The organism is Psychroserpens sp. S379A (assembly GCF_049800755.1).
GTDB lineage: Bacteria > Bacteroidota > Bacteroidia > Flavobacteriales > Flavobacteriaceae > Psychroserpens.
In genome coordinates this window covers 836,975-863,036 of sequence record NZ_JBNAFQ010000002.1, presented here as the reverse complement: position 1 = coordinate 863,036, position 26,062 = coordinate 836,975, and the positions used below count along the sequence as shown (strand labels likewise).

Annotated in this window: 22 protein-coding genes and 1 tRNA gene; 6 read left to right on the top strand and 17 right to left on the bottom strand. The window is 32.1% G+C overall.

What is annotated here, in order from left to right:
• Positions 1 to 485: 485 nt before the first annotated feature.
• Together ACP15M_RS08645 and ACP15M_RS08640 are read left to right on the top strand one after the other, a co-directional pair.
• Complete coding sequence (locus ACP15M_RS08645; protein ID WP_425076794.1) at positions 486 to 905, top strand: carboxypeptidase-like regulatory domain-containing protein; 420 nt, start codon at positions 486 to 488, stop codon at positions 903 to 905.
• A 26-nt stretch (positions 906 to 931) separates the two neighbouring features.
• Positions 932 to 1,930: a transglutaminase domain-containing protein gene (locus ACP15M_RS08640; protein WP_425076793.1), complete on the top strand. Its 999-nt coding sequence runs from the start codon at positions 932 to 934 to the stop codon at positions 1,928 to 1,930.
• Between the two features lie 179 nt (positions 1,931 to 2,109).
• On the opposite strand, the gene ACP15M_RS08635 is transcribed toward ACP15M_RS08640, so the two are convergent.
• From ACP15M_RS08635 to ACP15M_RS08590, 10 genes are read right to left on the bottom strand one after another with little or no spacing between them, the layout of a single operon-like run.
• Positions 2,110 to 2,970 (bottom strand): pseudouridine synthase, encoded by an 861-nt coding sequence (locus tag ACP15M_RS08635; protein WP_425076792.1) that lies wholly within the window; start codon positions 2,968 to 2,970, stop codon positions 2,110 to 2,112.
• 36 nt (positions 2,971 to 3,006) lie between these two features.
• Positions 3,007 to 3,960, bottom strand: a complete 954-nt coding sequence (locus ACP15M_RS08630; RefSeq protein ID WP_425076791.1) for a carbon-nitrogen hydrolase family protein — start codon at positions 3,958 to 3,960, stop codon at positions 3,007 to 3,009.
• Complete coding sequence (locus ACP15M_RS08625; protein ID WP_425076790.1) at positions 3,960 to 4,862, bottom strand: geranylgeranylglycerol-phosphate geranylgeranyltransferase; 903 nt, start codon at positions 4,860 to 4,862, stop codon at positions 3,960 to 3,962. Before ACP15M_RS08625 ends, ACP15M_RS08630 begins: the two co-directional genes overlap by 1 nt.
• Before the next feature lie 54 nt (positions 4,863 to 4,916).
• A complete protein-coding gene (locus ACP15M_RS08620) occupies positions 4,917 to 5,846 on the bottom strand; it encodes a mevalonate kinase family protein (RefSeq protein WP_425076789.1) in 930 nt (309 codons plus the stop codon).
• Between the two features lie 28 nt (positions 5,847 to 5,874).
• Positions 5,875 to 6,234: a four helix bundle protein gene (locus ACP15M_RS08615; RefSeq protein ID WP_425076788.1), complete on the bottom strand. Its 360-nt coding sequence runs from the start codon at positions 6,232 to 6,234 to the stop codon at positions 5,875 to 5,877.
• Between the two features lie 16 nt (positions 6,235 to 6,250).
• Positions 6,251 to 7,348, bottom strand: coding sequence for a diphosphomevalonate/mevalonate 3,5-bisphosphate decarboxylase family protein (locus ACP15M_RS08610; RefSeq protein ID WP_425076787.1), 1,098 nt, complete (start codon positions 7,346 to 7,348; stop codon positions 6,251 to 6,253).
• A 43-nt stretch (positions 7,349 to 7,391) separates the two neighbouring features.
• Positions 7,392 to 7,928, bottom strand: a complete 537-nt coding sequence (locus ACP15M_RS08605; protein WP_425076786.1) for a DUF1697 domain-containing protein — start codon at positions 7,926 to 7,928, stop codon at positions 7,392 to 7,394.
• A 12-nt stretch (positions 7,929 to 7,940) separates the two neighbouring features.
• Positions 7,941 to 9,176 carry an NAD(P)/FAD-dependent oxidoreductase gene (locus ACP15M_RS08600; RefSeq protein ID WP_425076785.1) on the bottom strand — a complete coding sequence of 412 codons (1,236 nt, stop codon included), beginning with the start codon at positions 9,174 to 9,176 and terminating at the stop codon, positions 7,941 to 7,943.
• A 2-nt stretch (positions 9,177 to 9,178) separates the two neighbouring features.
• The gene (locus ACP15M_RS08595; RefSeq protein ID WP_425076784.1) at positions 9,179 to 9,868 is read right to left on the bottom strand and encodes a glycerophosphodiester phosphodiesterase; all 690 of its coding nucleotides are present in this window, start codon (positions 9,866 to 9,868) and stop codon (positions 9,179 to 9,181) included.
• The gene (locus ACP15M_RS08590; RefSeq protein ID WP_425076783.1) at positions 9,868 to 10,728 is read right to left on the bottom strand and encodes an acyl-CoA thioesterase; all 861 of its coding nucleotides are present in this window, start codon (positions 10,726 to 10,728) and stop codon (positions 9,868 to 9,870) included. Before ACP15M_RS08590 ends, ACP15M_RS08595 begins: the two co-directional genes overlap by 1 nt.
• A 293-nt stretch (positions 10,729 to 11,021) precedes the next feature.
• Here ACP15M_RS08590 and ACP15M_RS08585 point away from each other — a divergent pair, with 293 nt between their 5' ends.
• Positions 11,022 to 11,831, top strand: coding sequence for a hypothetical protein (locus ACP15M_RS08585; protein WP_425076782.1), 810 nt, complete (start codon positions 11,022 to 11,024; stop codon positions 11,829 to 11,831).
• A 6-nt stretch (positions 11,832 to 11,837) separates the two neighbouring features.
• Here ACP15M_RS08585 and ACP15M_RS08580 read toward each other — a convergent pair whose 3' ends face one another.
• The 4 genes from ACP15M_RS08580 to ACP15M_RS08565 form a co-directional block, all read right to left on the bottom strand.
• Complete coding sequence (locus ACP15M_RS08580) at positions 11,838 to 15,524, bottom strand: metallophosphoesterase (protein ID WP_425076781.1); 3,687 nt, start codon at positions 15,522 to 15,524, stop codon at positions 11,838 to 11,840.
• Between the two features lie 80 nt (positions 15,525 to 15,604).
• Positions 15,605 to 17,167: a protein adenylyltransferase SelO gene (locus ACP15M_RS08575; RefSeq protein ID WP_425076780.1), complete on the bottom strand. Its 1,563-nt coding sequence runs from the start codon at positions 17,165 to 17,167 to the stop codon at positions 15,605 to 15,607.
• Entirely contained in the window at positions 17,164 to 17,400 is a 237-nt protein-coding gene (locus ACP15M_RS08570) for a glutaredoxin family protein (RefSeq protein WP_425076779.1), read from the bottom strand. Before ACP15M_RS08570 ends, ACP15M_RS08575 begins: the two co-directional genes overlap by 4 nt.
• Positions 17,401 to 17,424: 24 nt before the next feature.
• Positions 17,425 to 18,414, bottom strand: coding sequence for a bifunctional methionine sulfoxide reductase B/A protein (locus tag ACP15M_RS08565; protein WP_425076778.1), 990 nt, complete (start codon positions 18,412 to 18,414; stop codon positions 17,425 to 17,427).
• Between the two features lie 187 nt (positions 18,415 to 18,601).
• Between ACP15M_RS08565 and ACP15M_RS08560 the strand changes: the two genes are divergently transcribed.
• Positions 18,602 to 19,801 (top strand): Pycsar system effector family protein, encoded by a 1,200-nt coding sequence (locus tag ACP15M_RS08560; RefSeq protein ID WP_425076777.1) that lies wholly within the window; start codon positions 18,602 to 18,604, stop codon positions 19,799 to 19,801.
• Positions 19,802 to 19,805: 4 nt separating this feature from the next.
• Here the strand turns inward: ACP15M_RS08560 and ACP15M_RS08555 are convergent, their stop codons facing one another.
• Together ACP15M_RS08555 and ACP15M_RS08550 are read right to left on the bottom strand one after the other, a co-directional pair.
• Positions 19,806 to 22,181: a GAF domain-containing protein gene (locus tag ACP15M_RS08555; protein ID WP_425076776.1), complete on the bottom strand. Its 2,376-nt coding sequence runs from the start codon at positions 22,179 to 22,181 to the stop codon at positions 19,806 to 19,808.
• Positions 22,182 to 22,577: 396 nt separating this feature from the next.
• Positions 22,578 to 22,659: transfer RNA gene (locus ACP15M_RS08550), tRNA-Leu, on the bottom strand.
• Positions 22,660 to 22,778: 119 nt separating this feature from the next.
• Between ACP15M_RS08550 and ACP15M_RS08545 the strand changes: the two genes are divergently transcribed.
• Complete coding sequence (locus tag ACP15M_RS08545; RefSeq protein WP_425076775.1) at positions 22,779 to 24,167, top strand: dipeptidase; 1,389 nt, start codon at positions 22,779 to 22,781, stop codon at positions 24,165 to 24,167.
• Between the two features lie 6 nt (positions 24,168 to 24,173).
• Here the strand turns inward: ACP15M_RS08545 and ACP15M_RS08540 are convergent, their stop codons facing one another.
• Positions 24,174 to 25,571, bottom strand: a complete 1,398-nt coding sequence (locus ACP15M_RS08540) for a M28 family peptidase (RefSeq protein ID WP_425076774.1) — start codon at positions 25,569 to 25,571, stop codon at positions 24,174 to 24,176.
• A gap of 124 nt (positions 25,572 to 25,695) precedes the next feature.
• On the opposite strand from ACP15M_RS08540, the gene ACP15M_RS08535 reads away from it, so the two are divergent.
• The gene (locus ACP15M_RS08535) at positions 25,696 to 26,061 is read left to right on the top strand and encodes a BlaI/MecI/CopY family transcriptional regulator (protein ID WP_425076773.1); all 366 of its coding nucleotides are present in this window, start codon (positions 25,696 to 25,698) and stop codon (positions 26,059 to 26,061) included.
• The last annotated feature ends 1 nt before the right edge of the window (position 26,062 follow it).

The following is a 26,062-nucleotide window of genomic DNA, read 5'->3' as shown; positions in this document are numbered from 1 at the left end:
TCAAAGCTTGTAAAAATTCGATATTAAAAACCTAATAAAACACAATACTTCAAACCTGCATTTGAGGTTGAGTGGTCGGAATAAAGCCAAATAAATGTTGGCTCATAAAAATGTAGTAAGCGGAAGTTAGCTCTAAAATTCGGTTACTTAATCTATAAGCAGCTTTTGAATATGACTTCCTAATGTTCAAAAACCCGAACGTAAAAACACGTTTCAATTTGTTCAGCTAAATGCTATGCTCTGTGAAATTATATTTTCAAAAAGCAATGCAAATGTAATTTATTTTTTGACACACAAAACTTTTTTGATTTTTTTTGAAATTTATTTTTAACTATTATTTTGAGTGTATTTATGAGATAATCTTTAATTTTATATTTAACTCATTGAAACTGCCTGTTTACACATGTTTTTATTTGTGTTACTCAATAGTACTTTTACTCCTCAAAAAGAGTTTTTAGATTTGATGAAAACAAAATCTTAGAATTATGAAAACATTTAAAATGAAAACAATCGTAAAAAATATTGGTTTGATTGCTATTATTATGGTAGGCGGACTTTTTTCTAACACGATACATGCTCAAAACAACACTTCAAAAACTGTGGTAAACGAACAACTAACTGTAAAAGGCATTGTTAGTGACGACAAAGGTGTTTTGCCTGGTGTTAACATTGTACTTAAAGGAGATCGTGTTGGAACAATCACAGATAAAAATGGAGCTTTTACATTTCCTAAAACACTAAGTTCTGGTGATGTTTTGGTCTTTAGTTTTTTAGGATATGAAAAACAAGAAATAAAAATTAATGCGCAAACTACGTTTATCAATTTGATGATGTCATCTGACCTTGTTGAAATTATGGGAGCACCAAACTCTAATACACCATACAAATCTAAACGCTCTAAATAAGCTTTAATGATTTTTATTTAAGAAATATGAGATACTTATTGCTGTTCTTAATTGCATACCAATCTCATGCTCAAATATCTGATTTTAGACATATAGATTTTAAAAAAGCCGATAGCATTGCTGTTGCTTGCAAAAAAGAAAGTCTTGAAAATTTACCTCAATTAGCTTATAAGCTTACTTCAAACCTGTCTACAGACATCGAACAATTTAGAGCAATTTACAAATGGGTTTGTCTTAATATAGCTAATGATTATACCTTATATTTTAAGAATAACAGAAAAAGAAAAAAGTTTAAAAATGATAGTCTAAAGTTAGAAGCTTGGAACAATCGATTTAAAAAAGAAATTTTCATAAAGCTCCTTAAAAGAAAAAAAACGATTTGTACAGGTTATGCATACATCGTACAAGAACTGTCAAAATTAGCTAATTTAGATTGTAAAATTATTCATGGATTTGGGAGAACAAGTACCATACCTATTGAAACATTAGATTTACCAAATCATTCGTGGAATGCAGTAAAATTAAACAATAAATGGTATTTATGTGATCCTACCTGGGCAAGTGGTGTTCCAAATCCTAGCACTAATGCGTTTTCGTTTGAATATAACGATGGTTATTTTCTAACTCATCCAAAACTCTTTGCTGTGAATCATTTTCCGTTAGAAAAAAAATGGTCACTCATAAAAGATGCTCCTTCTTTTGATGCGTTTTTAGAAAACCCAATTCTTTACGGAAAGGCTTACAACTATTTAAAGCGTCATGATCAACCAAAACAAATGCACCATTTAATTCAGAAAAACGAAACTTTAACTTTTGAATACAAGCTTCAAAAATTAGTTCATATTGATGATATTAAATTTTTAATCGATAATGGAAATCAAACAAAAAAGGTACAACCAACTTCGGTTCAAATTGAACACCAAACGCTAATTATAAATCAGCAATTTACCTTAAAAGGATTTTATGATGTACATCTTTACTTTGGAGACGATTTAATTTCTACTTATACAGTAAGAGTAAAATAATTCCGTTGTGCATTATGAATCCATAATTCCTTAAAACGTTTGTTCGAGTAATTTTGAGTAGTTGCTGAGCATTTCGACAAGCTCAATATAATACTGTCAAAGTACAAATTTCACTCATTTTTAATCGTAAAATCCACTCGAATTGACGAATTTAATCGCATTGTTCAACGGGTTAAAAACTATAACATCTTCAATGTGTTAAGTTCTTGCATCGACAAGTGCTTCCAGTGACCACGTGGCAAATCTTTTTTAGTCAAATGACCAATAGCTACACAATCTACTCGTACAATATCATATTTTAAATGGTCAAAAATTGTATGTAAAATGGTATTTCCTGTATTCTTAATTTTTAGTCCGATTTTAGATTTTGGAGCATCTTCAATGTAACTAACTTCTTCAACAGTGACTAATTTTCCTTGTATTTTTATGCCTTGTTCAATCTTTTTTAAATCGTCGTATTTTAAATTCTTATCCAATTCAATTTCAAACAAACGTTCAACACCATTTTTAGAATTGGTGAATTTTTTCACTATAACATCGTCATTTGTAAATAATAACAAACCCGTTGAGTTACGACCTAAACGACCAATTGGTTTTATACGAGCATTAGTAGCATTAGCAACCAAATCCATAACGGTTTTACCTTTACTTTCACTTGTAGTTGTTGCAAACCCTTTAGGTTTATTTAATAAGACATAGGTTTTCTTTTCAGGATTGATACGTGCTCCATCAAATTTCACTTCATCATCTAGCTTTACTTTGTAACCCATTTCTGTTACAACTTTTCCGTTTACAGTAACACTTCCAATAGAAATATGCATATCTGCATCACGTCTTGAACAAATTCCTGAATTTGAAATGTATTTGTTCAAACGCATCTCATCAGGATTTGATGACTTAGAAGCTGGCTGTTTCTTTTTTATAGGAGCATTACCTCTAGAGTAACTTTTGCTCTTAGCATTGTCACGTCCTCTACTCGATTTTTTATTGGTAGGTTTACTTGGTTTTCCTTTTCCGCTTCTGCCTTGATTTCTGCTCATGGTTACTAATTTTGCGCAAAGGTAGTATATTAGTTATTACGAATCGAAATATTCTGTAGTAGATTGACGTTCACGATTTACAGAGAGCTTTGTAACATCTGGTCTTGAGTAATGACCAACAGGATCAAAATTTTGTCGTTCTTCAAGCACACGATTAAAATCTAAACTGGTATAAATAATACCTTCTTTGTGTAAAACTGGTTCTACTAACCATTCGCCATCTGGACTAGCAACACAACTTCCTCCATTAGCAAGAACATCTGGTGATTTATCTAAAATTTGATTAACATAAGGTGTTTCCTTTGGAAAGTCATCCTTAGTCATTAAACTCGAAACCGAAATCACATACGAACGTGATTCTCTGGCTATAAATCTCGTAATATCTTTTGTATTATGGTCACTTCCTGGCCAGACAGCTATATGCACATTTTCACCAAGACCATATAATGCAGCTCGTGGTAAAGGCATCCAATTTTCCCAACAATTTAATCCACCAAGTGTAAAATCTTTAAGCGCATGAACTTTTAAACCATTTCCATCACCTGGAGACCAAGTTAATCGTTCGTCATAAGTTGGCTGTAATTTTCTATGTACTGATTGAATTGTTCCTTTATTATCAATATACACTAAAGATGCATATATACTATGACCTCCACGATCTAAAGGTCGTTCTATAATTCCTAAATACACAGCAATATCATGTTGTTTTGCTAAATCACAAATCACATCTAAATCACCTTTTTCAATAGTAATAGAATTCTTTACATAATGTGCATGAAGGGTTTTATTTACATCTGTATTCCATTCAGCTCCTCCTGTTAATGCTAACCAAAATGGATAACCAGGAATAAGTCCCTCGCCAAAAACAATAAGTTCTGCTTTCTCTTTTGAAGCCTCAACGATAGACTGTTCTACTTTTTTTAGTGTTTTAGATTTATTCAACCAAACTGGAGAAATTTGTGCCAATGCAACTTTAAGGATGTGATTCATTAGATTTGATTTAAAACAACATTTACATTAATGAGAACGATACAAAACACACCTGCTAAAATGATGAATTTTAAAATATTATGCAGAATTAGATAATGTGTTTTAGTGTTAGATTTCCAGAGCAATAACAAAAAAATGAGTAGTAATATTACAGAGAGGTAGAAAAAAAGGTACATATGACCAACATCGTACCGATTTAAAAGCAAATACACAGGAATACTTGTAAGCAATATTAATATGGTAAGCATTAATTTTGAAGCTTTTTCTCCATAAACTACTGGAATGGTTTTATAACCTAATAAAAGATCGCCTTTCATATTTTCTAGATCTTTTGTGAGTTCTCGCATTGATATAATTAAGAACAAGAAAATAGCATGAACAAAGATGACTGTTTCAAAGTTTTTGTAATACAGAAAAATAGCAAAGAATGGTGTAATTGTAAGAATTGCAGAAGTTAAGTTCCCTACAAATGGGAGTTTCTTCAGTTTATGTGAGTAAAACCAAATGCCAAAAATATAAGCCGAGAAAAATAATACTGCATTAAACGACACGTAACTTGCCATAATTACAGCGGAAAAATTTAATACGAAATAAAAAGAAAGTTTTGTATTCTGACTTACCAATCGGTCTAATTTTGATTTATTAGGACGATTAATCAAGTCTTTTTCTGAGTCGTAAAAATTATTGATAATATAACCTGCTGCAATTGTAGCAGCAGATGCCAAAACCAACATTAAAAGGTTGATGTCTAGGAGAACTTCTTTTAAAGATTTGTCATGTGCCAGAATATAAATGGATGCCAAATATTGAGCAATAACAATTATTAGAATGTTATAACCACGAACCACAGAAAACATACTGAAGAATTTCAGTAAAATGTGTTTTTGCTTTCTAGTCAACATATATTTATGAATAAAGAAGACTCTTCGACTATACTCAGAGTGACAAAATGTAGTTTAGAAATTGTAAACCACTTCTAATTTATAATCTTTAAGTGATTGTTTAGCTCTATCAATATCTTCGGTAAAACCTAAAATATAACCTCCTCCTCCAGAGCCACATAACTTTAAATAGTACTCATTAGTTTCAATGCCTTTTTTCCAAAGCTCGTGAAACTGCTTTGGTATCATAGGTTTAAAATGGCTCAATACCACTTTAGACAACTGTTTAGTATTTTGAAATAATGATTTTACATCTCCATTTAAGAAGTCTTCAACACAAGCATCAGTATGTTTGATAAACTGATTTTTTAGCATGCTTCTAAAGCCTTCTTGCTTCATATTTTCCATAAAAATACGAACCATAGGAGCTGTTTCTCCAATAATACCAGAATCTAATAAAAATACAGCACCTTTACCTTCAGACTGCTGAGCTGGAATGCCTGTAGCTTCAATATTATCTTTTGAATTGATTAAAATTGGAATACTTAAATAACTATTTAAGGGATCTAATCCTGAAGATCTTCCATGGAAAAACGATTCCATTTCAGAAAAAATAGCTTTCAGTTTTAATAACTTTTCTCGAGTTAAATTTTCTAAAACAGTAATTTTATCCTGAGCATATTTATCATAAATAGCAGCCACTAAAGCTCCACTACTTCCTACACCATAACCTTGAGGAATTGATGAATCAAAATACATACCTGATTCAACATCGGTTGCTAATGTTTCAATATCGAAAGTCACTAAATCGGCATCAATAGCTTTCAAATAAGATACAAATCCTTTTAAACTTTCGTTAGACTTTAAAGCATCTTGAGACGGATTTTCATCTGTTTTTAACGCGCCTTTATAAAAGTTATAAGGAATAGATAACCCTTTAGAATCTTTGATGATTCCATATTCTCCAAAGAGCAAAATTTTTGAATAAAAAAGTGGTCCTTTCATAAGTCAATTGGCAATTGATAATGCAAAATTAACAATTATTATTTTTTGAACTTTTAATGATGCTAATTAATATTTTTAATAGTTCTTTAATATCATTCTTAAGAGCAAGATAATCAGAATTTTCTAAATACTCGGTTTGTTTTAACAAATCTAACCAATATTCAGTTTCATTAGCTTCTTTAAGTGCAATAGAAAGTTTGTGAATAAAATCGGCTTTGCTTTCTGCATGCTCTGATTCTCTTACATTTGCGCCAATTGATGTTCCTGATTTCAATAACTGTTTTGACATCACAAATTCACGCTTTGAAACTGTTAAAATTTTATACAACTCAACAATTTTAATTGCAAACTGGAAACTTTTAGTCTTAATGACATTCTCTTTTTTCATTTTCAATTATCAATTACTAATTGTCAATTTTTGTTGCACCAAAACCAATTTGATCGCAAATATAATGTCCGTTTTGACAAAAGTCAACCAATTCATTTTTAATGAATTGTAGCACAGCTTGTTTTTCATTTTCAGGATATAACACATGAACATTGGCTCCAGCATCAAGCGTAAAACAAACTTTTGAATTTGTTTGCTTCCTAAAATCCCAAATTTTATTAATAATTTCTAAGGTATTTGGTTTCATTAATATAAAATAAGGCATGCTCGTCATCATCATAGCATGAAGGGTTAAAGCTTCACTTTCTACAAGTTTTATAAACTCTTCCAAATTACCCGATTCAAATATTGGCTTTAATGCAGATAAGTTTTCATGCGCTTGCTTAAATCGACGTTCTGCATAAGGATGACCATGCATTAAGTTATGACCAACAGTACTACTCACTTGTTTTTCGCCTTTATCTACCAATAAAATCGTGTCTTGATAATTTTTGAAATTTTGATGTACAGCATAAGGATACTTTACACCAAACAAATCTGAACTTCCTTCAATCTTATCATGTGTTCCCCAAACAATTAGGTCACCTTCTAGACTTCGGCAAGCGCTTCCTGAGCCTAGTCTTGCGAGAAAAGATGCTTTTCTGTAGAAGAAAGACCTCTCGACTGCGCTCGAGGTGACAACAACTAATTCGCTTTCAATACTCATCAAACACAAAGCTAAAGCACTCATTCCTGAAGCTGAAGATGCAATTCCAGAGCTATGCGGAAAAGTGTTTTTGGTTTCAATTTTAAAATGGTAATCTTTTAAAAATGGAAGATATGCTTCAATGCGTTTAAAGAAGGTTTCAATTTTGGGTTTAAAACTGTCTTTTTTTTCACCATCTAAAAACACGTCAAATGAAAATTCAGTAGCATCATCTTTCTTAGAATAACTTACTGAAGTTATTGTTTTACAATGATTCAACGTAAAACTAATAGATGGATTTTCAGGAATTTGGCTTTCCTTTTTTCCCCAATATTTCACTAATGCAATATTACTTGGTGATGACCAAGCAACGTTTCCTTTATCTATAGTTTTTGGATAAGATTTAGGAATAAATTCTTGTTCTAACATAAACTAAATTCTTTTGCAAAAATAAGAAATATCTACTGTAATTTTATGAATCTTCAGACATTGCTAAAAGCTTAACCATCGTTTTATAATTTCTAGTGGTCGCTTTTACATTTAATGTTTTTTCAAACCAATTCATATTGAATTTTGATTTCCCGTAACCTGCTGAAGAATGAAAGTACAAACCATCATTGATAATTTTAAATTCTTCATTTTCAAATGTCTTTTCTGAAGCTTTAACAATTAATTCTTGTTTAGGAATGCCACTTAAAATCACAAAATAGCTTTGTTCTTTTTTAGTATCCATAAACGGACAATCTTCAAATATTCTTAATAATTCTAACCTCGTTTTAGCAATTACAGGAACTTCAAATCCGAAATGATTTTGGATAGATTTCTGAATTGTTAGCTCAATATCATCTTTATTTGTGAGTGATGATTTTAAAATCACATTTCCACTTTGAATGTAGGTTTGAACTTCACTAAATCCAGAATTTGAAAGTAATTCTCTGAGGTCAGCCATTGGCACTTTTTTATGTCCGCCAACATTGATTCCTCTTAAAAGTACGATGTGCGTTTTCATGTTTAAACTTCCTTAAAATTCTTTCGTAATATATTTAGCAGCAATATAAGCACCTGTCCACGCATTTTGAAAATTAAAACCTCCAGTAATGGCATCAACATTTAAAATTTCGCCAGCAAAAAACAGATTTTTATGCAATTTACTTTCAAAGGTTTTAAAATTAACTTCTTTGAGGTTAACTCCTCCTGCTGTTACAAATTCTTCCTTAAAGGTGCTTTTACCTGTGACTTTAAATTTTGCTTTGGTTAGTTGGGTAGATAAATGCTCTAGTTGCATTTTGTTTAAATCTGCCCAACGGGTTTCGTTAGTCATGTTTGAAGCTAAAACTAATTTATGCCACAAACGTTTTGGCAAGTCAAACTGAGTGGATTTAAATACTGTTTTCTTTGCTAACTCTTGTTTGAGTGTTTTTAAATGCTCTAAACAATCCTCAAAATTTTGCCTAATAAAGTTGATTTCAATTTCAAAATTATAATTGCGTTTTGCTAATTCTAAAGCTCCAAAAGCTGACAACTTTAAAATAGCAGGCGCACTCATGCCAACATGAGTAATTAGCAAAGGTCCTTCGCTAAACAAATCTGAATCGACCACTTTAACCTCAACATCTTTAGCAACCACACCAGGAATATCTTTGATACGTTCATCTTTAATGTCGAAAGTAAATAAGGAAGGAACAGGTTGCGAAATGGTATGACCTAATTGCTCTAACAACGTCCAAATTTTAGGATTGCTTCCTGTAGCTAGCAAGAGTTTTTCTGAAGCAAATTCACCTTGATTGGTTTCAATTTGAAAATTAAGACCTCTCGACTGCGCTTGAGGTAACATATTTATATGCTTTACTGAATGATTATACAACACTTCAACATTATGCGTTTTGGCTTCGTTTAAAAAACAATCAATGATGGTTTGAGATGAATTTGATACTGGAAATAGTCGACCGTCATCTTCAATTTTTAGAGCAACACCTCGTTGTTCAAACCATTCAATGGTATCACCTGTCATAAATTGATGGAATGGTCCTAACAATTCTTTTTCACCTCTTGGGTAATTCCGAATCAATTCCGAAGGTATAAATTCGGCATGAGTGACATTACATCGTCCACCTCCAGAAATCTTTACTTTTTGAAGTCCTTCTTTGCCACGTTCGAGAATAGCTACTTTTAAACTAGGATTTTGTTCGGCAATATTAATTGCAGCAAAAAAACCTGCAGCTCCTCCTCCAACAATAATGACATCGTAAGTTTTCATATTCATAATAATTCAGGATTATCAGAAATAATTCCGTTTACACCATAAGTTTTCACACGTTGTATCGTTACTTCATCATTAACAGTCCAAGTAATGACCTTATAACCTTTATCTTGAGCTAATTTCACATTATCTTTGGTAAGCAAAGCTACATTAGGATGAATGGCATAAGCATTAATAATGTTTGCATTTTTAATAGCTTCAGAAACGCTAGCTTTTGTTAAAACACCTAGTCGTAATTTAGAATTTAAATTAAACACTGTTTTTAATTCTTCCAGCTGAAAACTCGATATCAAAAAATCAGCTAATTGCCATCGTCTTGTTTCGATATACTCTGAAATAATCTCACAAGCAACTGAAGCTGTATCCTTTCCTTTGAGTTCAATGTTAAGCACACACTTTCTATCAATAGCATCAAGAACCTCTTCTAAAGTAGGAATTTCAAATTCACCTAAAACCCTGAGTTGTTTAAGTTGCTCTAAGCTATGCTTTGCGACTTCACCAGAACCATTAGTCATTCGATCTAAAGTAAAATCATGAAAGACTACCAATTCACCAGAGGCACATTTATGCACATCGATCTCAATAGCATCAACACCAATATTTAAGGCTTTATTTATTGAAGCTATCGTATTTTCAGCAACATGAGCTTTTGCGCCTCGATGACCTATTTTTAATAGTGAATTAGACATTATTTTGGTCGCATTAATCCTTCTTGAGCTACAGATGCAATCAACACACCATCTCTAGTAAACAAGTTGCCTTTAGCAAAACCTCTAGCGTTAGACGTGTTCGGAGATTCTATAGAATACAGCAACCAATCGCTATAATCAAAATCTCTAAAAAACCACATCGAATGGTCTAAACTTGCGGTTTGCGTGTTATTCCAATTGGCTTTACTTGCATGTCTGTTGATTGCAGAAGTAAGAATATTATAATCTGAAATATAGGTTAAAATTTGTTGTTTTTCACCTCTGCTTAAACTTGAAACATCGCCTTTAAGTTTTACCCAAACGTCTGTAAAAGGTGGCAAATCCTTTTTTTCTAACGGATTTGCAATTTGAACAGGTTTAAATTCTATTGGACGCTCAATTTCAAAAAAGCCTCTTACTCTACTCGGAAGCACCTCACGATAGGTTTCCAACAAATCTGTCCAACTCAATAAGTCTTCAGGGAATTTGATGTTAGATTTCATATCGATTTGATGCTCGTAACCTGTTTCTTCTCTTTGAAAAGAAGCCGATAAAATAAATATTGTTTTTCCATTTTGTGCAGCAGTAACACGTCGAACAGAAAAACTTCCACCATCTCTAACAATGCTCACATTGTAAACAATTGGCAACTCTAAATGTCCTGGTTCTAAAAAATACGAATGTAATGAATGTAAAATTCTTCCATTTGTAATGGTTCGCGTTGCTGCATTTATGGCTTGAGCCAATACTTGGCCACCAAATACATTCGGACTTCCTACAGTTTTGCTAAACCCTTCAAAATTATAGTCGTCGATTTGGTTGAGATGAATTAAATTTAATAACTCTTGAGTTGAATTCATTTGATATTACTTATTTTTTCAAAGCTAAAAAAATGCTTGCTCTAATAAACCCAAAAATCAAACTTTATCATTAGTTTAATATTTAAAATTACCCGTTGTGCATTTTGAATTCAATTTAACACCAAACGTCTGTTCGAGTGATTTTGAGGGACGAAAAATCGTATCGAGAATTATTTTTTAAGATCAATTCTTTTTCTCGATACAAATTTTACTAATTTCAATCGTAAAATTCACTCGAAATGACGAATTTTATCAAAAATGCAAAACGGGTTTAAAATTTTATATTTATTTATATGAAATTGTACATCAAACTTTTACTAATAGGCTTTTTTTTAATCTCTTGTAAAACTGGACATTTAGATGTTGTTGCAGAGCTTCCAACCAGTTTAAAAGAAATATCTGCTATTGAAATCATTAATGGTTCAAACATGGTTTGGGTTATAGAAGATGCTGGAAACAGCAATCATTTATATGGATTAAACGCTAAGGGAAAAATTGTAAAAGACATTACTATTAAAAATGCCGAAAACATCGATTGGGAAGATTTGACTTCAGATTCTGAAGGAAATATGTATATAGGTGATTTTGGAAACAACAATAAAAAGAGAACAACATTCACCATTTATAAAGTAGCTAATGTTGAAAATGTTAAAACTTCAACAGATGCAGATTTAATTCATTTTACGCTTCCAAAAGGCATGAATTCAGTAGATTTTGAATCCTTCTTTTTATATAAGAATTTCTTTTATGTGTTTAGTAAAAGTACTAAAACATGTCACCTTATAAAGGTACCAAATACTGTTGGACATCATGAAGCAACTTATGTTTCTAATGTTAAATTAAAAGGCAAGCATCATAAAGTAACTTCGGCAGATATTAGTGACGACGGAAAAACTGTTGTACTATTAAATCACGACAAACTATGGGAATTAACTGGATACTTAAATGATGATTTTTTTAGCGGAAACATAAAAGCCTTGAAGTTTGAGCATAAATCTCAAAAAGAAGGTGTAACGTTTATAAATGACAATCAAATATTTATCTCAGATGAACGCACAAAACATGATGGTGGATATATGTACAGTTTCAATTTAAAGCCATAGAACTAACTAAAATTGAAATCCGAAACCAAAGCTAAATCGCATACTATCTTCTGAAGTAAATATTCCAGCATTTAGTGAGAGCATATCAACCATATTCACAAACAATCCTCCTCCAACAGATGTGTTTAAAGCCTCATCGTTATAATCTGAATTCGCAACATACTTATCGTTAACCCAAACACGACCATAATCGAAACCACCAAAAACGCCATATTCTAATGGAATTATCGAAGTTTTAACGCGTTTTAAGTTATACCTCAAATCTGTGCTATGAAAAAACGAGCGTTTTCCAGAAAAGCGTTCATTTCTATAACCTCTCAAACCATTATTTGCACCTAAAGTAGCTGCTTGATAAAATTCAAATTCATTACCAAAATTTAATTGACCTTTTACTCTCGATGCTAAAACCAACTGTCCACTCGGAATTAATTTATGCACAACTCCTAAGGTTGGAATGACATAGCTATAATCGTTTGAGTTTGTAAGGTTATTTGTATATCCTAGAATCACATTAAAATCGAATCCTAGAGTTGGAAACCCTTTTTTATCAACATTAGTAAATTGATATGATACTTCTGTATTGAAGAAATGATCTCTATCAGGATTTACATTTGAAGCGTATAAGGTATTTATAAATCTTCCGTTGGTATTTTCAATTTCAATAGATTCAAAATTAAGTCCAAATGACCATTTGCTTCCATATTCGCCTCGTTTAATTAAAGACGTTCCAACAGCATATGTAGATTGTCGTACTCTATTAAAATTAAGATCTTCTTCTTTACCATTAGGATTATCTGTGCTTAAATTTGGTGTAGAATTTCCGAAGCCAAAAAAGTTAACTGCAAAATTTGGACTAGCAAATCTAGCTTTTACGCCAAGATTGACATCGTTAAATAATTCGGCAAACTCACCATTATAATTAATATCAAAACCACTTGTCGCAAAAAACATTTGAGCGTTTATGCTATGCTTTGAAGAAAACGTTTCATTATCAAAACCATTTCTAATAAATGTTCCTCCAACACCTAACTTAAATCCATCGTCTGGATTAAAACCAAATGCAGGCAAAATCATTTTCGAATTGTATTTTATTTTTTTGTAATCGTAAAGATTGGTGTAATAATTATCTTTAAGATGATGATGTCCTTTAGTGGTAATAAATTCGCTTGCTTTCGATTTATAATCGTAAATATGTACTTGTTTTCCGTTAACTATATTGTATCTATCTTTATTTTGACCACCAACTATTCGCAATTTTATTTTTGCTTTCCCATTGCCTTTAACTTCAAAATAATCGTCGTCATCTAAACCAAACACCCAAATTTCTTTGTTTTCTTCAGGATGATATAAACGCTCGTGAAACAAATCCCTTTTTTTTCCTTTTTTTATGCGATACACTTTTATAGAAACAACACCATCAGCCATGCGTTCAATTTCAAACCAATCGTCTTTATCTGTTCCTCTTACAGTAGCATATTTATTTACAATCTTAAAATAGTCGTCTGAAATTGTTTTAAGATTCTCTCTGCGTTGAATTAATTTTTCTTTAATAATCTGAATGGTTTCATCTCTAACCTCTTCTGGAAAATTCAGAAAAGCACGATCGATCACAGCTTCAGTTAAGTTATTCTGAATATTAGTTACTTGAGCATTCCAATCTACTTTACTGGATTTAGTAAGTAATGCAACATCTAATGGAAATGGCTCAACATTAAACCATTTAGGATCTTTTAATTCACTTTCAAAAGAACGTAACAATCGTGTTGAAGGCACAAAAAATGTGGCAGTTTTCATAATATAACCATCGTCCATAATTGAAAAGGCTTGGTCTCTATCTCTTGGAACAGGTCTATAAATGGTTTTACCTTCCTCTTTAAAAACAGCCCAACGCCATTGATCGTGATGTCTATCCCAATCGCCAATAACCATATCAAACAATCTGGCTCTTATGTATGCTGCTTCATCAACCCTATGATCTTCATTTTTTCTAAGTGCTTCAAGCATGTCGTAAGTACTAACCAAGGTATTAGAATAGCCAAAACCTACTTTATCACCATGACCATCTGCAGCGCGTTCTTCAATCATATAAATTTCATCACCAAACTCATCGTTAAACTTTCCAATAGCTTTTTGTTTAGGCACATAAAATAATTTAGGTTCAGTATAAAACACACCAACTGCTTTAGACATTTCGGCAATGGTAAAAGGTGCATAAGGATGAGATCCTGTAAATCCATCAGACAATAAAGCTTCGGTTTTTGTCCCAACTAATTCTGGAGCGATATATTGTTCTCTAAAAAGCACAGATTGTAAATACTGTATGGCATTTTTTCTTAAAGCTCGCATGACATATTCACGACCTTGAGCGTCACGCATTCGCAACGATTTAGATTGATGTCCACCACCTTTTCTCACAGGAGTTAAGCCACCATAAAGCGTATCTAAATTAACGGTTGGCAATTCAACTTCTGTACTAAAGTACTTTCGATAACGTTTTCCCCAAGCTTTTTGATAGCCTTTGCTTTTGTTGGTTTCCTCTTTAGAATAAATAGAAGCTTTTACCATTTTAGGCATCTCATTTGTATAATTATCAGCCTCACTTTCATTAGCATTAAACACTTGAGTTTCAAAAACAGGTTCTTCCTTTCCAACAGCATAAAAACGCACATAAGATGATCCGTCTTTAAACACATCTAATCTTGCATAACCTTGTTGACTATAAGAAAACAATCCTCCACCTACATTTCTAGTTGCAGTAGTTTTTGAACCAGAACCACTTACAATTTGTGGCAAATTATGTTCTATGATGTATTGCAAACTATGTTCATGACCAGATACAAAAAGAGCTTTATCATTTTCTTGAGCTATGGTAACCAATAGTTTTTTTAACTCTAAATAGCGTTTATTATTTAAATCGGCATTTGAAACTCCACCTGTTTTTCGAGCAATATTTTTTATGGTTCCCAATACAGGTATTGGTGTTAAATGTGAGCCAAAACTAAACTGACCACCATGAGGTCCATTCGTAAACATAGGATGATGAATGGCTACAATTGTAGTCTTTCCTCTAGCCTTTTTAATTTCGCCTTCAAATTCGTCAATAAAACGCGATCTCGTTTTAAATTCACACTTATCATTTATTTTAGGATGCTTATCCCAATCTGTAACATACCAATGAGAATCTACAATAATTAGCACAATGTCATCAGAAATATTAATGCGTTCAATCGGACAACCATTTTCTGGTAAAAATGTGTTTTTTCCTAGTTCTTTTTCTACAAATTTTTCTTGATCTTTTAGTGCATCTAATCCGCTATACCAATCGTGATTTCCAGGAATAAATATCGTTTCTCCTTTAAAATTTTTAGTTGCATCAATTTGCACTTGAAGTCTGTGTTCAGATAGTTCTGCATCCTCTGAAGACAGCCCCTTAGGATAAATATTATCACCTAAAAAAATGGCTGTACTATGTTCAGGAGCATTATTAAGCGCATTTTGAAATGCTTGAACCCCTTCAGCCACTTGTCCTAATTCCGAATATCCTCCATCTCCTAATAAATAAAACGAATGTTTTAATTCTTTATTAGGAAAAACCGATGATGTAGTCGTTTTATATTGAAGCTCATACGTAGCACATGCATTACAAAGCAACATAAAAAAGCATATTGCTATTATTCGTAGTTGGTGTTTCATTCGCATTTTGGTCTTAATCTATTTGTAAAGATAAAAATAGTACTCATATAGTTCTAGCCTTCGATATCGAAATCAAAAAATCATGAACTACAAGACAGCATTGAGCAACCTACTTTATGCCTTGCCCAATCTGGACGTTTGGCAAACCATTTTTCAGATTTAGGCTGTTCCTCATAAGGATGTTTTAAAAGCTGAAATAATTCATCTATTAATTTAAAATCGCCTTTATTAGCATCATCAATAGCTAATTGTGCCATATAATTTCTAAGCACGTATTTAGGATTTACCGCATTCATTTTCAACTGTCTATCAGCATCAGACATCGTTTCTTTATCTAATCTGAAACCATAGCGTTCAAACCAATCTTTCCATTGTTGTGCAATACTATCTGAAACTTCAGTTGGCACATAAAATGCATCTTTTACGATTTGCAATCCTTTTGAAGCATTACCTTTTTTAAAACTAGAGAGGTTTCTAAAAAATATGGTCATATCTGTTTCAGTTAGCAAAAGGCAGTTTTCTAATTCTTGAATTAAAAGCGCATCCTTTTCATCATAATCATATAATCCTAATTTAGATTTCATCATCGCTAATGATGTTGTTTCAAAATCGGTTTTATACTGCTCTAATATCGCTTCAAGTGGTTCGGCTTCTTCAATTAAAGGATACAAGGCATTTGCTAGTTGATACAAATTCCAAAGTCCAATATTAGGCTGATTTCCATACCGATAACGTTTGTGCTGACTATCGGTTGTATTAGGCGTCCAACCATAATCAAACCCTTCTAACCAACCATAAGGTCCATAATCTATAGTTAATCCTAAAACAGACATATTATCGGTATTCATCACACCATGAACAAAGCCAACACGTTGCCAATGAATAATCATATTTAAAGTGCGTTTAGCGACTTCAGCAAAAAATGAAATGTATGTTGTTTTTGAAGGTTTCCCTAGATTTGGAAAATGATGCTTTATTGTAAAATCTACAAGCGTTTTTAACGTTTTATGGTCTTGCCTAGCAGCAAAAATTTCATAATTCCCAAAACGCAAAAACGAAGGTGCAACACGAGATACAATGGCTCCTTTTTCGTAAGCTGAATTTCCATCATATAGCATGTCTCTCAAAACTTCATCTCCTGTTAAAGCCAAAGACAATGCTCTTGTTGTTGGCACACCAAGATGATACATGGCTTCACTACACAGATATTCTCTAATCGAAGAACGCAATACAGCTAATCCGTCTGCTGTTCGAGAGTAAGGTGTTTTTCCTGCACCTTTTAGTTGGATTGTCCATTGTTTATTTTGGTGTTCAACCTCCAATAGATTAATGGCTCTTCCGTCTCCAAGTTGTCCTGCCCAATGCCCAAATTGATGTCCACCATAACACATCGCATAAGGCTTAGCATTTGGCAAAATCTCGTTTCCGGAAAACACTTTTAGAAACAAATCACTAGTATAGTCCTTTTGAGAAATCCCTAAATTTGAAGCCATATCTTCTGAAACATGTATCAGTTTAGGTGCTTTGGTTTGTATTGGATTTACAAAAGAATAACACGCTTCTTTAACCTGTCTTGTATAGTTATCTAAAACTGAATCTGCTGGTAATTCGTTAGTAAAAGTATGTTTAATATTCAGTTTCATAAGTATTTATTAAGCCACTTAAGCAACTCTTTTTCTGATGGATTTCTTAATTTCTTCGTTCCAATTACAATGGTAGGAAAATTAAGCTTTCTATTGCTGTATAAGTTACGTAATTCTTCTTCAAATTTTGAATATTTTTCCACATCCAGAAACATATATTCTAAATTTAAATTTTCAAAAAACGATATATAATATTGAGTTTTATATGATTTTTCTTGTGCTAGATTTGACATGATTTATGTCTCCTTTCTTTTTAATTATTTTAATTTACTTGAATGCATTTTTCGAAGTTTTGCCAATTTAGGTGTAATTACAAAATTGCAATAACCACTGTCTTGATTACTTCTGTAATAATTTTGGTGATCTTTAGTCGCTTCATAAAAAACATCAAACCTTGTAATTTCAGTAACAATCGGATTGTCGTAATAGTGTTGTAATTCTTTAATAATAGTTTCGGAAACTTCCTTTTGTTTTGAATCGTGATAAAAAATCACCGAACGATATTGAGTTCCTGTATCTGCGCCTTGTCTATTTAAGGTTGTAGGATCATGAGTGGTCATAAAGATGATTGCTAAATCTTCAAATGAAACGATATTAGCATCAAAAGTAACTTGAACCACTTCGGCATGACCTGTTAACCCAGAACATATTTCACGATACGTTGGATGACCAGGAACTGTTCCTCCTGAATAACCAGACACAACTTTTTCAACACCTTTCACTTCTTGAAACACAGCTTCTGTGCACCAAAAACAGCCACCTCCAAAAGTAGCGACTTGAATATTTTTAGTTGTCATAGTCACCTCCTTTTCGAGTTGCATAGATTCAGAATTAATGCAATAACGCAATCCACTAGGTTCTGGACCATCAGGAAATACATGACCTAAATGTGCATCACAAGTATTGCACATGACTTCTACGCGAACCATTCCAAAAGACACATCTTTTTCATATTTAATTGCGTTTTCTTTAATAGGTTGTGTAAAACTAGGCCAACCAGTACCAGAACTAAACTTAATTGTAGAATCAAACAAAGGCGTATTACAGCAAATGCAATTGTATTGTCCTTGGTCATAAATACTACATAAAGCTCCACTATGTGGTCGTTCTGTACCTTTTAGTCTTGTAATTCGAAATTGCTCAGGAGTAAGTAGCGCTTGCCATTCGGCTTCAGACTTTTCTACTCGTTGATTTGGAGTAGGATTTCCGTTAACGGAAAAGTTGATTACATCTTTCCAAGTAAGCATAACATTGTTCCTTTCTGTTTTAAATTAATATATGCTTTTTCAACCAAAATATAGTCGAAATAAAACTCAAATACTTACATCTTTCATCTTTATAAGCTTTTGAAAGCATTTTATAAATTTACGACAAATAAAAGTGTCTATTTTACATTAATTAAAGTTTAGTATTTTTACTTAAAATGAAATCAATATGAGTGCTCTTATAACCAAAGCCGAACAATTTGTAACCCATTATCTCAATGAGAATTTAGACACCACATTTGTATATCACAATATTGCTCATACACAAAGAGTTGTAGAAAACTTACAAGAACTTATTGAAGAAAGTGCATTAAGCGATACTGAAAAAGAGCAATTAATATTAGCTGCTTGGTTTCATGATACAGGATTTACAAAAACCATTGAAGGTCATGAACAGGAAAGTGCAAATATAGCTTCGACATTTTTAAAATCTGAAAACGCTTCTGAAGATACTATACAAAAGGTTTCTGAAATTATATTAGCGACTCAAAAACAATGCAAGCCTAAAACCATTTTAGAAGGTCTTATTAGAGATGCAGATTGCGCACATATTTCTAGTAAAAACTATGAAAGTTATGCTTCGCTATTACGTAAAGAATGGGAATTAACTTTAGGGAAAAAAGTTTCAAAATCTCAATGGTTAGAAGAAAATATTGCCTTTTTTACGCATCATACATTCTATTCAGATCAAGCTGCTTCAAAGTGGGAAAAGCGAAAAGGAAAAAACTTAGCAACCCTATTACAAAACCAGAATAAAATTGTAGAAAACTCAAAAAAGCTAAAACAAAAAAAAGCGGAGTTGCAGTTTAAAAAAGATAAATTAGAATTACCAGAACGTGGTATAGAAACGATGTTTAGAGTTGCGTTAAGAAATCATATTACGTTAAGTGATATTGCCGATACTAAAGCTAATATCTTATTATCTGTAAATGCCATTATTATTTCATTAGTACTATCAAATCTCGTTTCAAAATTAGACAACCCTTCAAATTACTATTTAATTTGGCCAACAGCCATTTTTGCATTGTTTACTGTAGTTTCTATTGTTTTATCTGTACTTGCAACACGACCAAACGTGACACAAGGGAAGTTTACTAAAGAAGATGTTGCCAATAAAAAAGTGAATCTTTTATTTTTTGGAAATTTTCACAAAATGAAACTCGATGAATTTGAATGGGCAATGCACGAAATGATGCAAGATAGAGATTACCTTTACACGTCTCTTACCAAAGATTTATATTTTTTAGGTTTAGTTCTCAATAGGAAGTATAGTTTATTAAGAACGACTTACACTGTATTTATGATTGGCATCGTAATTAGCGTAATAGCTTTTGCTATAGCTTTTCAGTTTTCAGGAGCAAATGTATAAACCCTTAAACATTAAGTTCTTTCATTAAATCGTCATAGGTATAAAACTCCTTATCATTATTTTTTTTATGATACAACACGCTTACTCTAATAGCTTTTAAACCTGTTACAGCTTGAAGATCTTGCAGCTCTACAATTTCTACATCGTTATCTAAATACTTTTTAGATTGTAAAAATTTAATGTAACGTAAATATTCCTTTTCGTCTTCTTTTTGAGAATACACAATACTTATTTTCCCTTTTTGAGTGACGCGTTCTGTTGTTCCTTTAATATAAGCTTTATCTACGCGCTTTTTAACAATTTCATATCTAGCATTATAAGTACCATCAACATCAAATTGTTTTTCGTCCATTCTAAAACTTATAGATAGAGGCTGATTAAAGACTAATAACATTGAAGCCACATCTAATTTTACTGGAAACTCCGATTGCATTAAATAGAAAGCGTTTTCCATTTCAATCATGACCTGAAGCTGCCATAACCTAAGGTTGTATAAATAGATTGGGTTAAAACTATCTTCCTTAGTAATCGATTCACCTATATACATGTTGTGTTCAACGCCGTCGGTTTTAAACCGTTCAAAATAATGAGGATACATAGCTTGAGCGTCGACTTGCTTTTTATCTAAAAGTGCAGCCATTTCTTTATTCACTAAAGCGATTGTGTCGTCGTAATCTTTTCTGTGATGGTATAAAACTTCCACTTTTTTGTCGATACTCTCAAAATAAGATTGCACTTCATCTTGCAAAATATCTGTCGATTTTAAATGTTCTAAAACTGGATCGATATCTTGTTTGATAAATGTCGAAATTTGTTGTTCGCTATCTACTTGAAAATTCGTTTTTAATCTTTCTAAATAGGTGTTTATTTGAAATAAAAACTGCTCATAAATTGGAAGATTCTCTATTTGAAAAGCCTGTTCAACAATAGATTTTATTGCATTTAACTGAAGTGTCAAATCTTTTCTTGTTGCTGAGTTTCGAGCTTCAGAAGATCCTTTAATATCAATTTGACCATATAAGGGATAAATATTCTCAAACGCTATTTTGTTAAAACTCGAATCTTTGCCATTAAGTTGATCTTTGATAAAATGCCTTGCTTCTTTAACAAATCTCCAATACACACTAGGATGAATTGATGTACACTCTTTTTGAATAATTGATTCAATTATAGTTTCTTCTTCGCTTTTAGAACGCTCTACAGCCGAAACAAGAAATGGCATAACATCTTCTAACTTGTTAGCATTAATACTATTAAGCACTTTTGGTTTTTCTGATACAATTTCTAAAATTCCCATTAAGCCTTCATCATTAGCAATAGGAGCAAAAATGGCACTTTTAATCCCTTGAGCACTTAAAGTTTCTATATGTGGCGCTTTGCATTCAGCTTTTTTTAGCATTTGGTCGACATCAGAAACCGAAAAATATTTTTTCTCATGTAATAATCTATTATATGACCACTCACATAATGCATCAACACAATTGGCTGTTTCTTTATCGTTCAATAAAAAACTATGCATACCAACACCATAAACTCGCTCAAAAATACCATCTTCTTTATTATAAATGGAAAACCCGACTTTAATATCTTTTAAACCGAGAAGCGATTGAAAGATAGCATGAAAATTTTCCATAAAACCTTCATTTTTTCTTTTATCTTCTCCAATTAAAGTCGTTTTAATATTTGAAATGGATTGGTCATCGGTCACATTAAAAATATTTGAGATTACAAATCCTTTAAAGAGATAGCTATCTTTTGGAAACTTAGTTTTCCACAAATCAATATTTTCAAAATTATCTAAAAGTTCATCAACATCATCTTGAGTAATTTTAGGTGCATCTTTTGTTGGAACAATTTCGGTAAAATCGGCATTATACAATATTTTATAATACTGCATTATACCATTTGCATTGGGAATTTCGTAATAAAATGGACGTTTAAAATTTATATTATATCCATAACAAAATGCCAAAATTATAGTACACGCAATAATATATTTATCATCTTCGGGCATGTTTTTGATCTTCAATTCAAAATCATCACCAGCTTCTTGTAAAATAGTTTTAAAACGTTCGGAAGAATTAAAGATTAGATTATGAAATGGTACAGAAGCAGTTTTAATTTCATTTTTAGTCAACACAGGACTAAAAGAATCTTGAAGAATAATTCCAATCTCTTTTTTGCGTTCTTCTAAAATTGAAACCTCGCTAAACCCTTCTCTTAATATCGGATAAGCAGATGCTGTTTTTAAAACGCGTTTGGCTTTAGCTGCTTGAAATTCGTCATCACTTTTAGCTAAATCTTCATAATGATTTAAGAGTTTATTAAAACTCACTAGGAGTTTAAAAGGAGATTCAAGATTATCGTTTAAATCATTCATGGTTGATGTACTGAACTTATAAAGTTACAAAATTAAAAAATTAGTCGCTATAACTTAGACTAACTTACAGCAAAAATGTTACGAAAATGAGAATAAACACTTAGTCTTTAAGATCTAAAACAGACACTTTAAATTTTAAACACTTTAAACCATTTTTTACTCAACACAACAAGCAATACAAACTTTATATTTATTAATTCAATAAATAGCAACTATGCAAAAATCATTATAGAGTAATACATAAAAAAGCTCTTATTGTTTTTTATGAGTTTTTTTATGCGAACGGCAAGACTCCCTACGACTACTTAAAATAGACTTCTCATCTCACAAAAAATCTAAGTACTATATTCAAACAAAAAAAAGCCAACTCAAAAGAGTCAGCTTTTAAATTTTTCGTGCGGGCGGCGAGACTCGAACTCGCACACCTCGCGGCACTAGATCCTAAGTCTAGCGTGTCTACCAATTCCACCACGCCCGCAACTTTCCAATTATTATTGGGATGCAAATATAAACAATAGTTTCAATATTCAAATAACTTTAATTACTAAAAAAACGATATCAATTTTTGTACTTTTGAAATAATCAAAAAACATACTCATGCAAAATATTCAATCCTATATCAACGATCATAAAGATCAATTTTTAAATGAACTGTTAGACCTTCTTAAAATTCCTTCGGTTAGTGCTGATCCTGCCTTTAAAGATCATGTTTTTAAAACTTCTGAAGTAATTAAACAACGTTTATTAGAAGCAGGATGTGATCATGCTGAAATTTGTGAAACTGATGGATTTCCTATTGTATATGGCGAAAAAATTATTGATGAATCTCTTCCAACAGTTTTGGTTTATGGTCATTATGATGTGCAACCAGCCGATCCGTTAGAGTTATGGCATTCGCCTCCTTATGAACCTGTTATCAAAAAAACAGACATTCATCCTGAAGGTGCCATTTTTGCTCGTGGTGCTTGCGATGATAAAGGTCAAATGTATATGCACGTGAAAGCTATGGAATTTATGACTAAAACAGACCAACTCCCTTGTAATGTAAAATTTATGATTGAAGGCGAAGAGGAAGTTGGCAGTGTTAATCTTTCAACATTTGTAAAAAACAATCAGGAAAAACTCAAAAATGATGTGATATTGATTTCAGATACAGGAATGATTGCAAAAGATGTTCCTTCAATTACTACAGGATTAAGAGGTTTAAGCTATGTTGAAGTTGAAGTCACAGGCCCTAACAGAGATTTACATTCTGGATTGTATGGAGGCGCAGTTGCCAACCCAATTAACATTTTAACAAAGATGATTGCTTCCCTTCATGATGACAATAATCACATTACAATTCCTGGGTTTTACGATAACGTTGAAAACCTTTCTGATGAAGAAAGAGCCGAAATGGCAAAAGCACCATTTTCTCTTGATGAATATAAAAAAGCATTAGATATTGATGCTGTATATGGCGAAAAAGGTTATACTACAAACGAAAGAAATTCGATAAGACCTACTCTCGATGTCAACGGAATTTGGGGTGGATACATTGGCGAAGGTGCTAAAACAGTCATTGCTAGTAAAGCCTATGCAAAAATTTCTATGCGATTGGTTCCTAATCAAGATTGGGAGAACATAACTGAATTATTTAAAACACATTTTGAAAACATTGCTCCTGCTGGTGTCAAAGTAAAAGTTACTCCTCATCATGGTGGACAAGGCTATGTAACTCCAATCGACAGTATTGGATATCAAGCTGCTTCAAAAGCGTATCAGGATACTTTTGGAAAAACTCCTATACCTCAAAGAAGTGGAGGAAGTATTCCTATTGTCTCTCTTTTTGAAGAAGAATTAAAAAGCAAAACAATCTTAATGGGATTTGGATTGAATAGCGATGCTATTCATTCACCTAACGAACATTTTGGTGTTTGGAATTATTTTAAAGGTATTGAAACCATTCCTCTATTTTATAAATATTTTACAGAGTTGAGTAAATAAAGAATACTATTCTTTTACAATTTTATACGCTCCAGATTTTTCTGAAGAGGATACTTTTAAGAAATAAATACCTGAAGACATGTTTTTCATTTGTAAAAACATGTTTTCTTTGTTTGTAATACGTTTTTGCGAAATTAATTTTCCTGAGACGTCAAATAAATCTAAAGCAATTGCTTCTGTATTATTGCTTATTGCAACATTGAGATTTGTCTTTACAGGATTCGGAAATACACTTACTTCAGAAGCTAAAAACGCGTCCAAACCTAATGTACTAAACTCAATACATTGACTTAACTCAGTGCATGATCCTGAAGTGATTTCTACAGCATAACTACCATTAACTGTTGGAATGTATGATTGTGATGTTGCTCCAGATATTGGTAAATCTGTATCGCAATTAATCCATTGATATGACGCTGAAGCTTGATTAGCAGTTAAAGTTGTTACGGTTTGTGTGATACCATTATCAACATCAATTAAGCCTCCAACAGTTGCCATATATGCAGTTACTAATTTGGTCAACTCATGAAAATAAGGCAAGTCTAAAGTACTATAACGATCTCCCGAAGAATGATAAAAAGGTGTCTGATCGTTAGTTTCCCAAGATTCACCAAGCAAGACCGCAGAGTAAGCATCATTAGGAAAATTACCTACAAACCAAAAACTAGCATGATCACTATTGGTCGTTCCTGGATTGACTTCAATTGCGCTTAAATCAAATGTATACGAATTTAAAACGTTTATGATATCATCTTTCATTCCAGAAGAATTAGCGACATTTATATAATCTATATCAAACTCATTATCGCCAGATTGACCTTGAGGATCACTATCATAACCAATCATGTCTAAATTTAAAACACCAAGTATATTATCACCATTATTAAACGCTTGATTGGCATAAAACGACGATCCGTTCAACCCTATTTCTTCTTCATCCCAAAGCGCATACACAATTGTATTATCTAAGCATTGTGTAGAAAGTATTCGAGCAGCTTCTAATACTGCTGCTGTGCCTGTTGCATTATCATCGGCACAGTAATCTGCAACCGAATCATAATGTGCGCAAATGATATAAATATTATTTGGATTGGTTTTTCCTAATTGTGTTGCTATAATGTTTCTACCATTACTATTAAATGCTTGATCTGTAATGGTTATATTATCTAGACTTTCGAACTTTTGTACTAAATAATCGGCAGCTAAATCATTATTAGATTGTTGTCTATTAATTATGGTAACAGTATTTCCGTCAACTACTGTGCTAATATCTCCAGAAAACTCTCTAACAATTAGATTCAATGTATCAACATTAACTTCATCAATTATATCTTGAACAGATTGTGCATACGAGGAATATACGCAAGCAAACAGACATAAAATGGTAGTTTTAAAGGTTTTCATTGTGGGCAAATTTTCTCTTAATTTCATCAAATATAATGGATTTTAAGAACATTGCTAATTGAAGAATTTGTAAATTCAATTTTTTATTCTACATTTGTAGAGTACACTCTAAATATGTAGAAATATGCAACTCTCAAAAACCGAAGAACAACTCATGCAACATTTATGGAAACTTGAAAAAGCTTTCATGAAAGATTTACTTGAAGCATATCCAGAACCCAAACCAGCTACAACTACTGTTGCAACACTTTTAAAACGAATGATAGATAAAGGATTTGTAACTTATAAACTCTACGGAAAATCAAGAGAATACAAACCACTGGTAAAGAAAAAGGATTATTTTTCTAAACATGTCAACTCACTAATTAAGACATTTTTTGATGACAGTGCCAGTCAGTTTGCCTCTTTTTTTACTAAAGAAACCAATTTAACTAAAGAAGAATTGGAAGATTTAAAAGCCTTGATTGACAACGAAATAAAAAACAAGTAGT

Excerpts from the sequence above, each read along its gene's own strand:
- ACP15M_RS08645 (WP_425076794.1), top strand. The coding sequence starts at position 486 with ATGAAAACATTTAAAATGAAAACAATCGTAAAAAATATTGGTTTGATT.
- ACP15M_RS08640 (WP_425076793.1), top strand. The coding sequence starts at position 932 with ATGAGATACTTATTGCTGTTCTTAATTGCATACCAATCTCATGCTCAA.
- ACP15M_RS08635 (WP_425076792.1), bottom strand. The coding sequence starts at position 2,970 with ATGAGCAGAAATCAAGGCAGAAGCGGAAAAGGAAAACCAAGTAAACCT.
- ACP15M_RS08630 (WP_425076791.1), bottom strand. The coding sequence starts at position 3,960 with ATGAATCACATCCTTAAAGTTGCATTGGCACAAATTTCTCCAGTTTGG.
- ACP15M_RS08625 (WP_425076790.1), bottom strand. The coding sequence starts at position 4,862 with ATGTTGACTAGAAAGCAAAAACACATTTTACTGAAATTCTTCAGTATG.
- ACP15M_RS08620 (WP_425076789.1), bottom strand. The coding sequence starts at position 5,846 with ATGAAAGGACCACTTTTTTATTCAAAAATTTTGCTCTTTGGAGAATAT.
- ACP15M_RS08615 (WP_425076788.1), bottom strand. The coding sequence starts at position 6,234 with ATGAAAAAAGAGAATGTCATTAAGACTAAAAGTTTCCAGTTTGCAATT.
- ACP15M_RS08610 (WP_425076787.1), bottom strand. The coding sequence starts at position 7,348 with ATGTTAGAACAAGAATTTATTCCTAAATCTTATCCAAAAACTATAGAT.
- ACP15M_RS08605 (WP_425076786.1), bottom strand. The coding sequence starts at position 7,928 with ATGAAAACGCACATCGTACTTTTAAGAGGAATCAATGTTGGCGGACAT.
- ACP15M_RS08600 (WP_425076785.1), bottom strand. The coding sequence starts at position 9,176 with ATGAAAACTTACGATGTCATTATTGTTGGAGGAGGAGCTGCAGGTTTT.
- ACP15M_RS08595 (WP_425076784.1), bottom strand. The coding sequence starts at position 9,868 with ATGTCTAATTCACTATTAAAAATAGGTCATCGAGGCGCAAAAGCTCAT.
- ACP15M_RS08590 (WP_425076783.1), bottom strand. The coding sequence starts at position 10,728 with ATGAATTCAACTCAAGAGTTATTAAATTTAATTCATCTCAACCAAATC.
- ACP15M_RS08585 (WP_425076782.1), top strand. The coding sequence starts at position 11,022 with ATGAAATTGTACATCAAACTTTTACTAATAGGCTTTTTTTTAATCTCT.
- ACP15M_RS08580 (WP_425076781.1), bottom strand. The coding sequence starts at position 15,524 with ATGAAACACCAACTACGAATAATAGCAATATGCTTTTTTATGTTGCTT.
- ACP15M_RS08575 (WP_425076780.1), bottom strand. The coding sequence starts at position 17,167 with ATGAAACTGAATATTAAACATACTTTTACTAACGAATTACCAGCAGAT.
- ACP15M_RS08570 (WP_425076779.1), bottom strand. The coding sequence starts at position 17,400 with ATGTCAAATCTAGCACAAGAAAAATCATATAAAACTCAATATTATATA.
- ACP15M_RS08565 (WP_425076778.1), bottom strand. The coding sequence starts at position 18,414 with ATGCTTACTTGGAAAGATGTAATCAACTTTTCCGTTAACGGAAATCCT.
- ACP15M_RS08560 (WP_425076777.1), top strand. The coding sequence starts at position 18,602 with ATGAGTGCTCTTATAACCAAAGCCGAACAATTTGTAACCCATTATCTC.
- ACP15M_RS08555 (WP_425076776.1), bottom strand. The coding sequence starts at position 22,181 with ATGAATGATTTAAACGATAATCTTGAATCTCCTTTTAAACTCCTAGTG.
- ACP15M_RS08545 (WP_425076775.1), top strand. The coding sequence starts at position 22,779 with ATGCAAAATATTCAATCCTATATCAACGATCATAAAGATCAATTTTTA.
- ACP15M_RS08540 (WP_425076774.1), bottom strand. The coding sequence starts at position 25,571 with ATGAAAACCTTTAAAACTACCATTTTATGTCTGTTTGCTTGCGTATAT.
- ACP15M_RS08535 (WP_425076773.1), top strand. The coding sequence starts at position 25,696 with ATGCAACTCTCAAAAACCGAAGAACAACTCATGCAACATTTATGGAAA.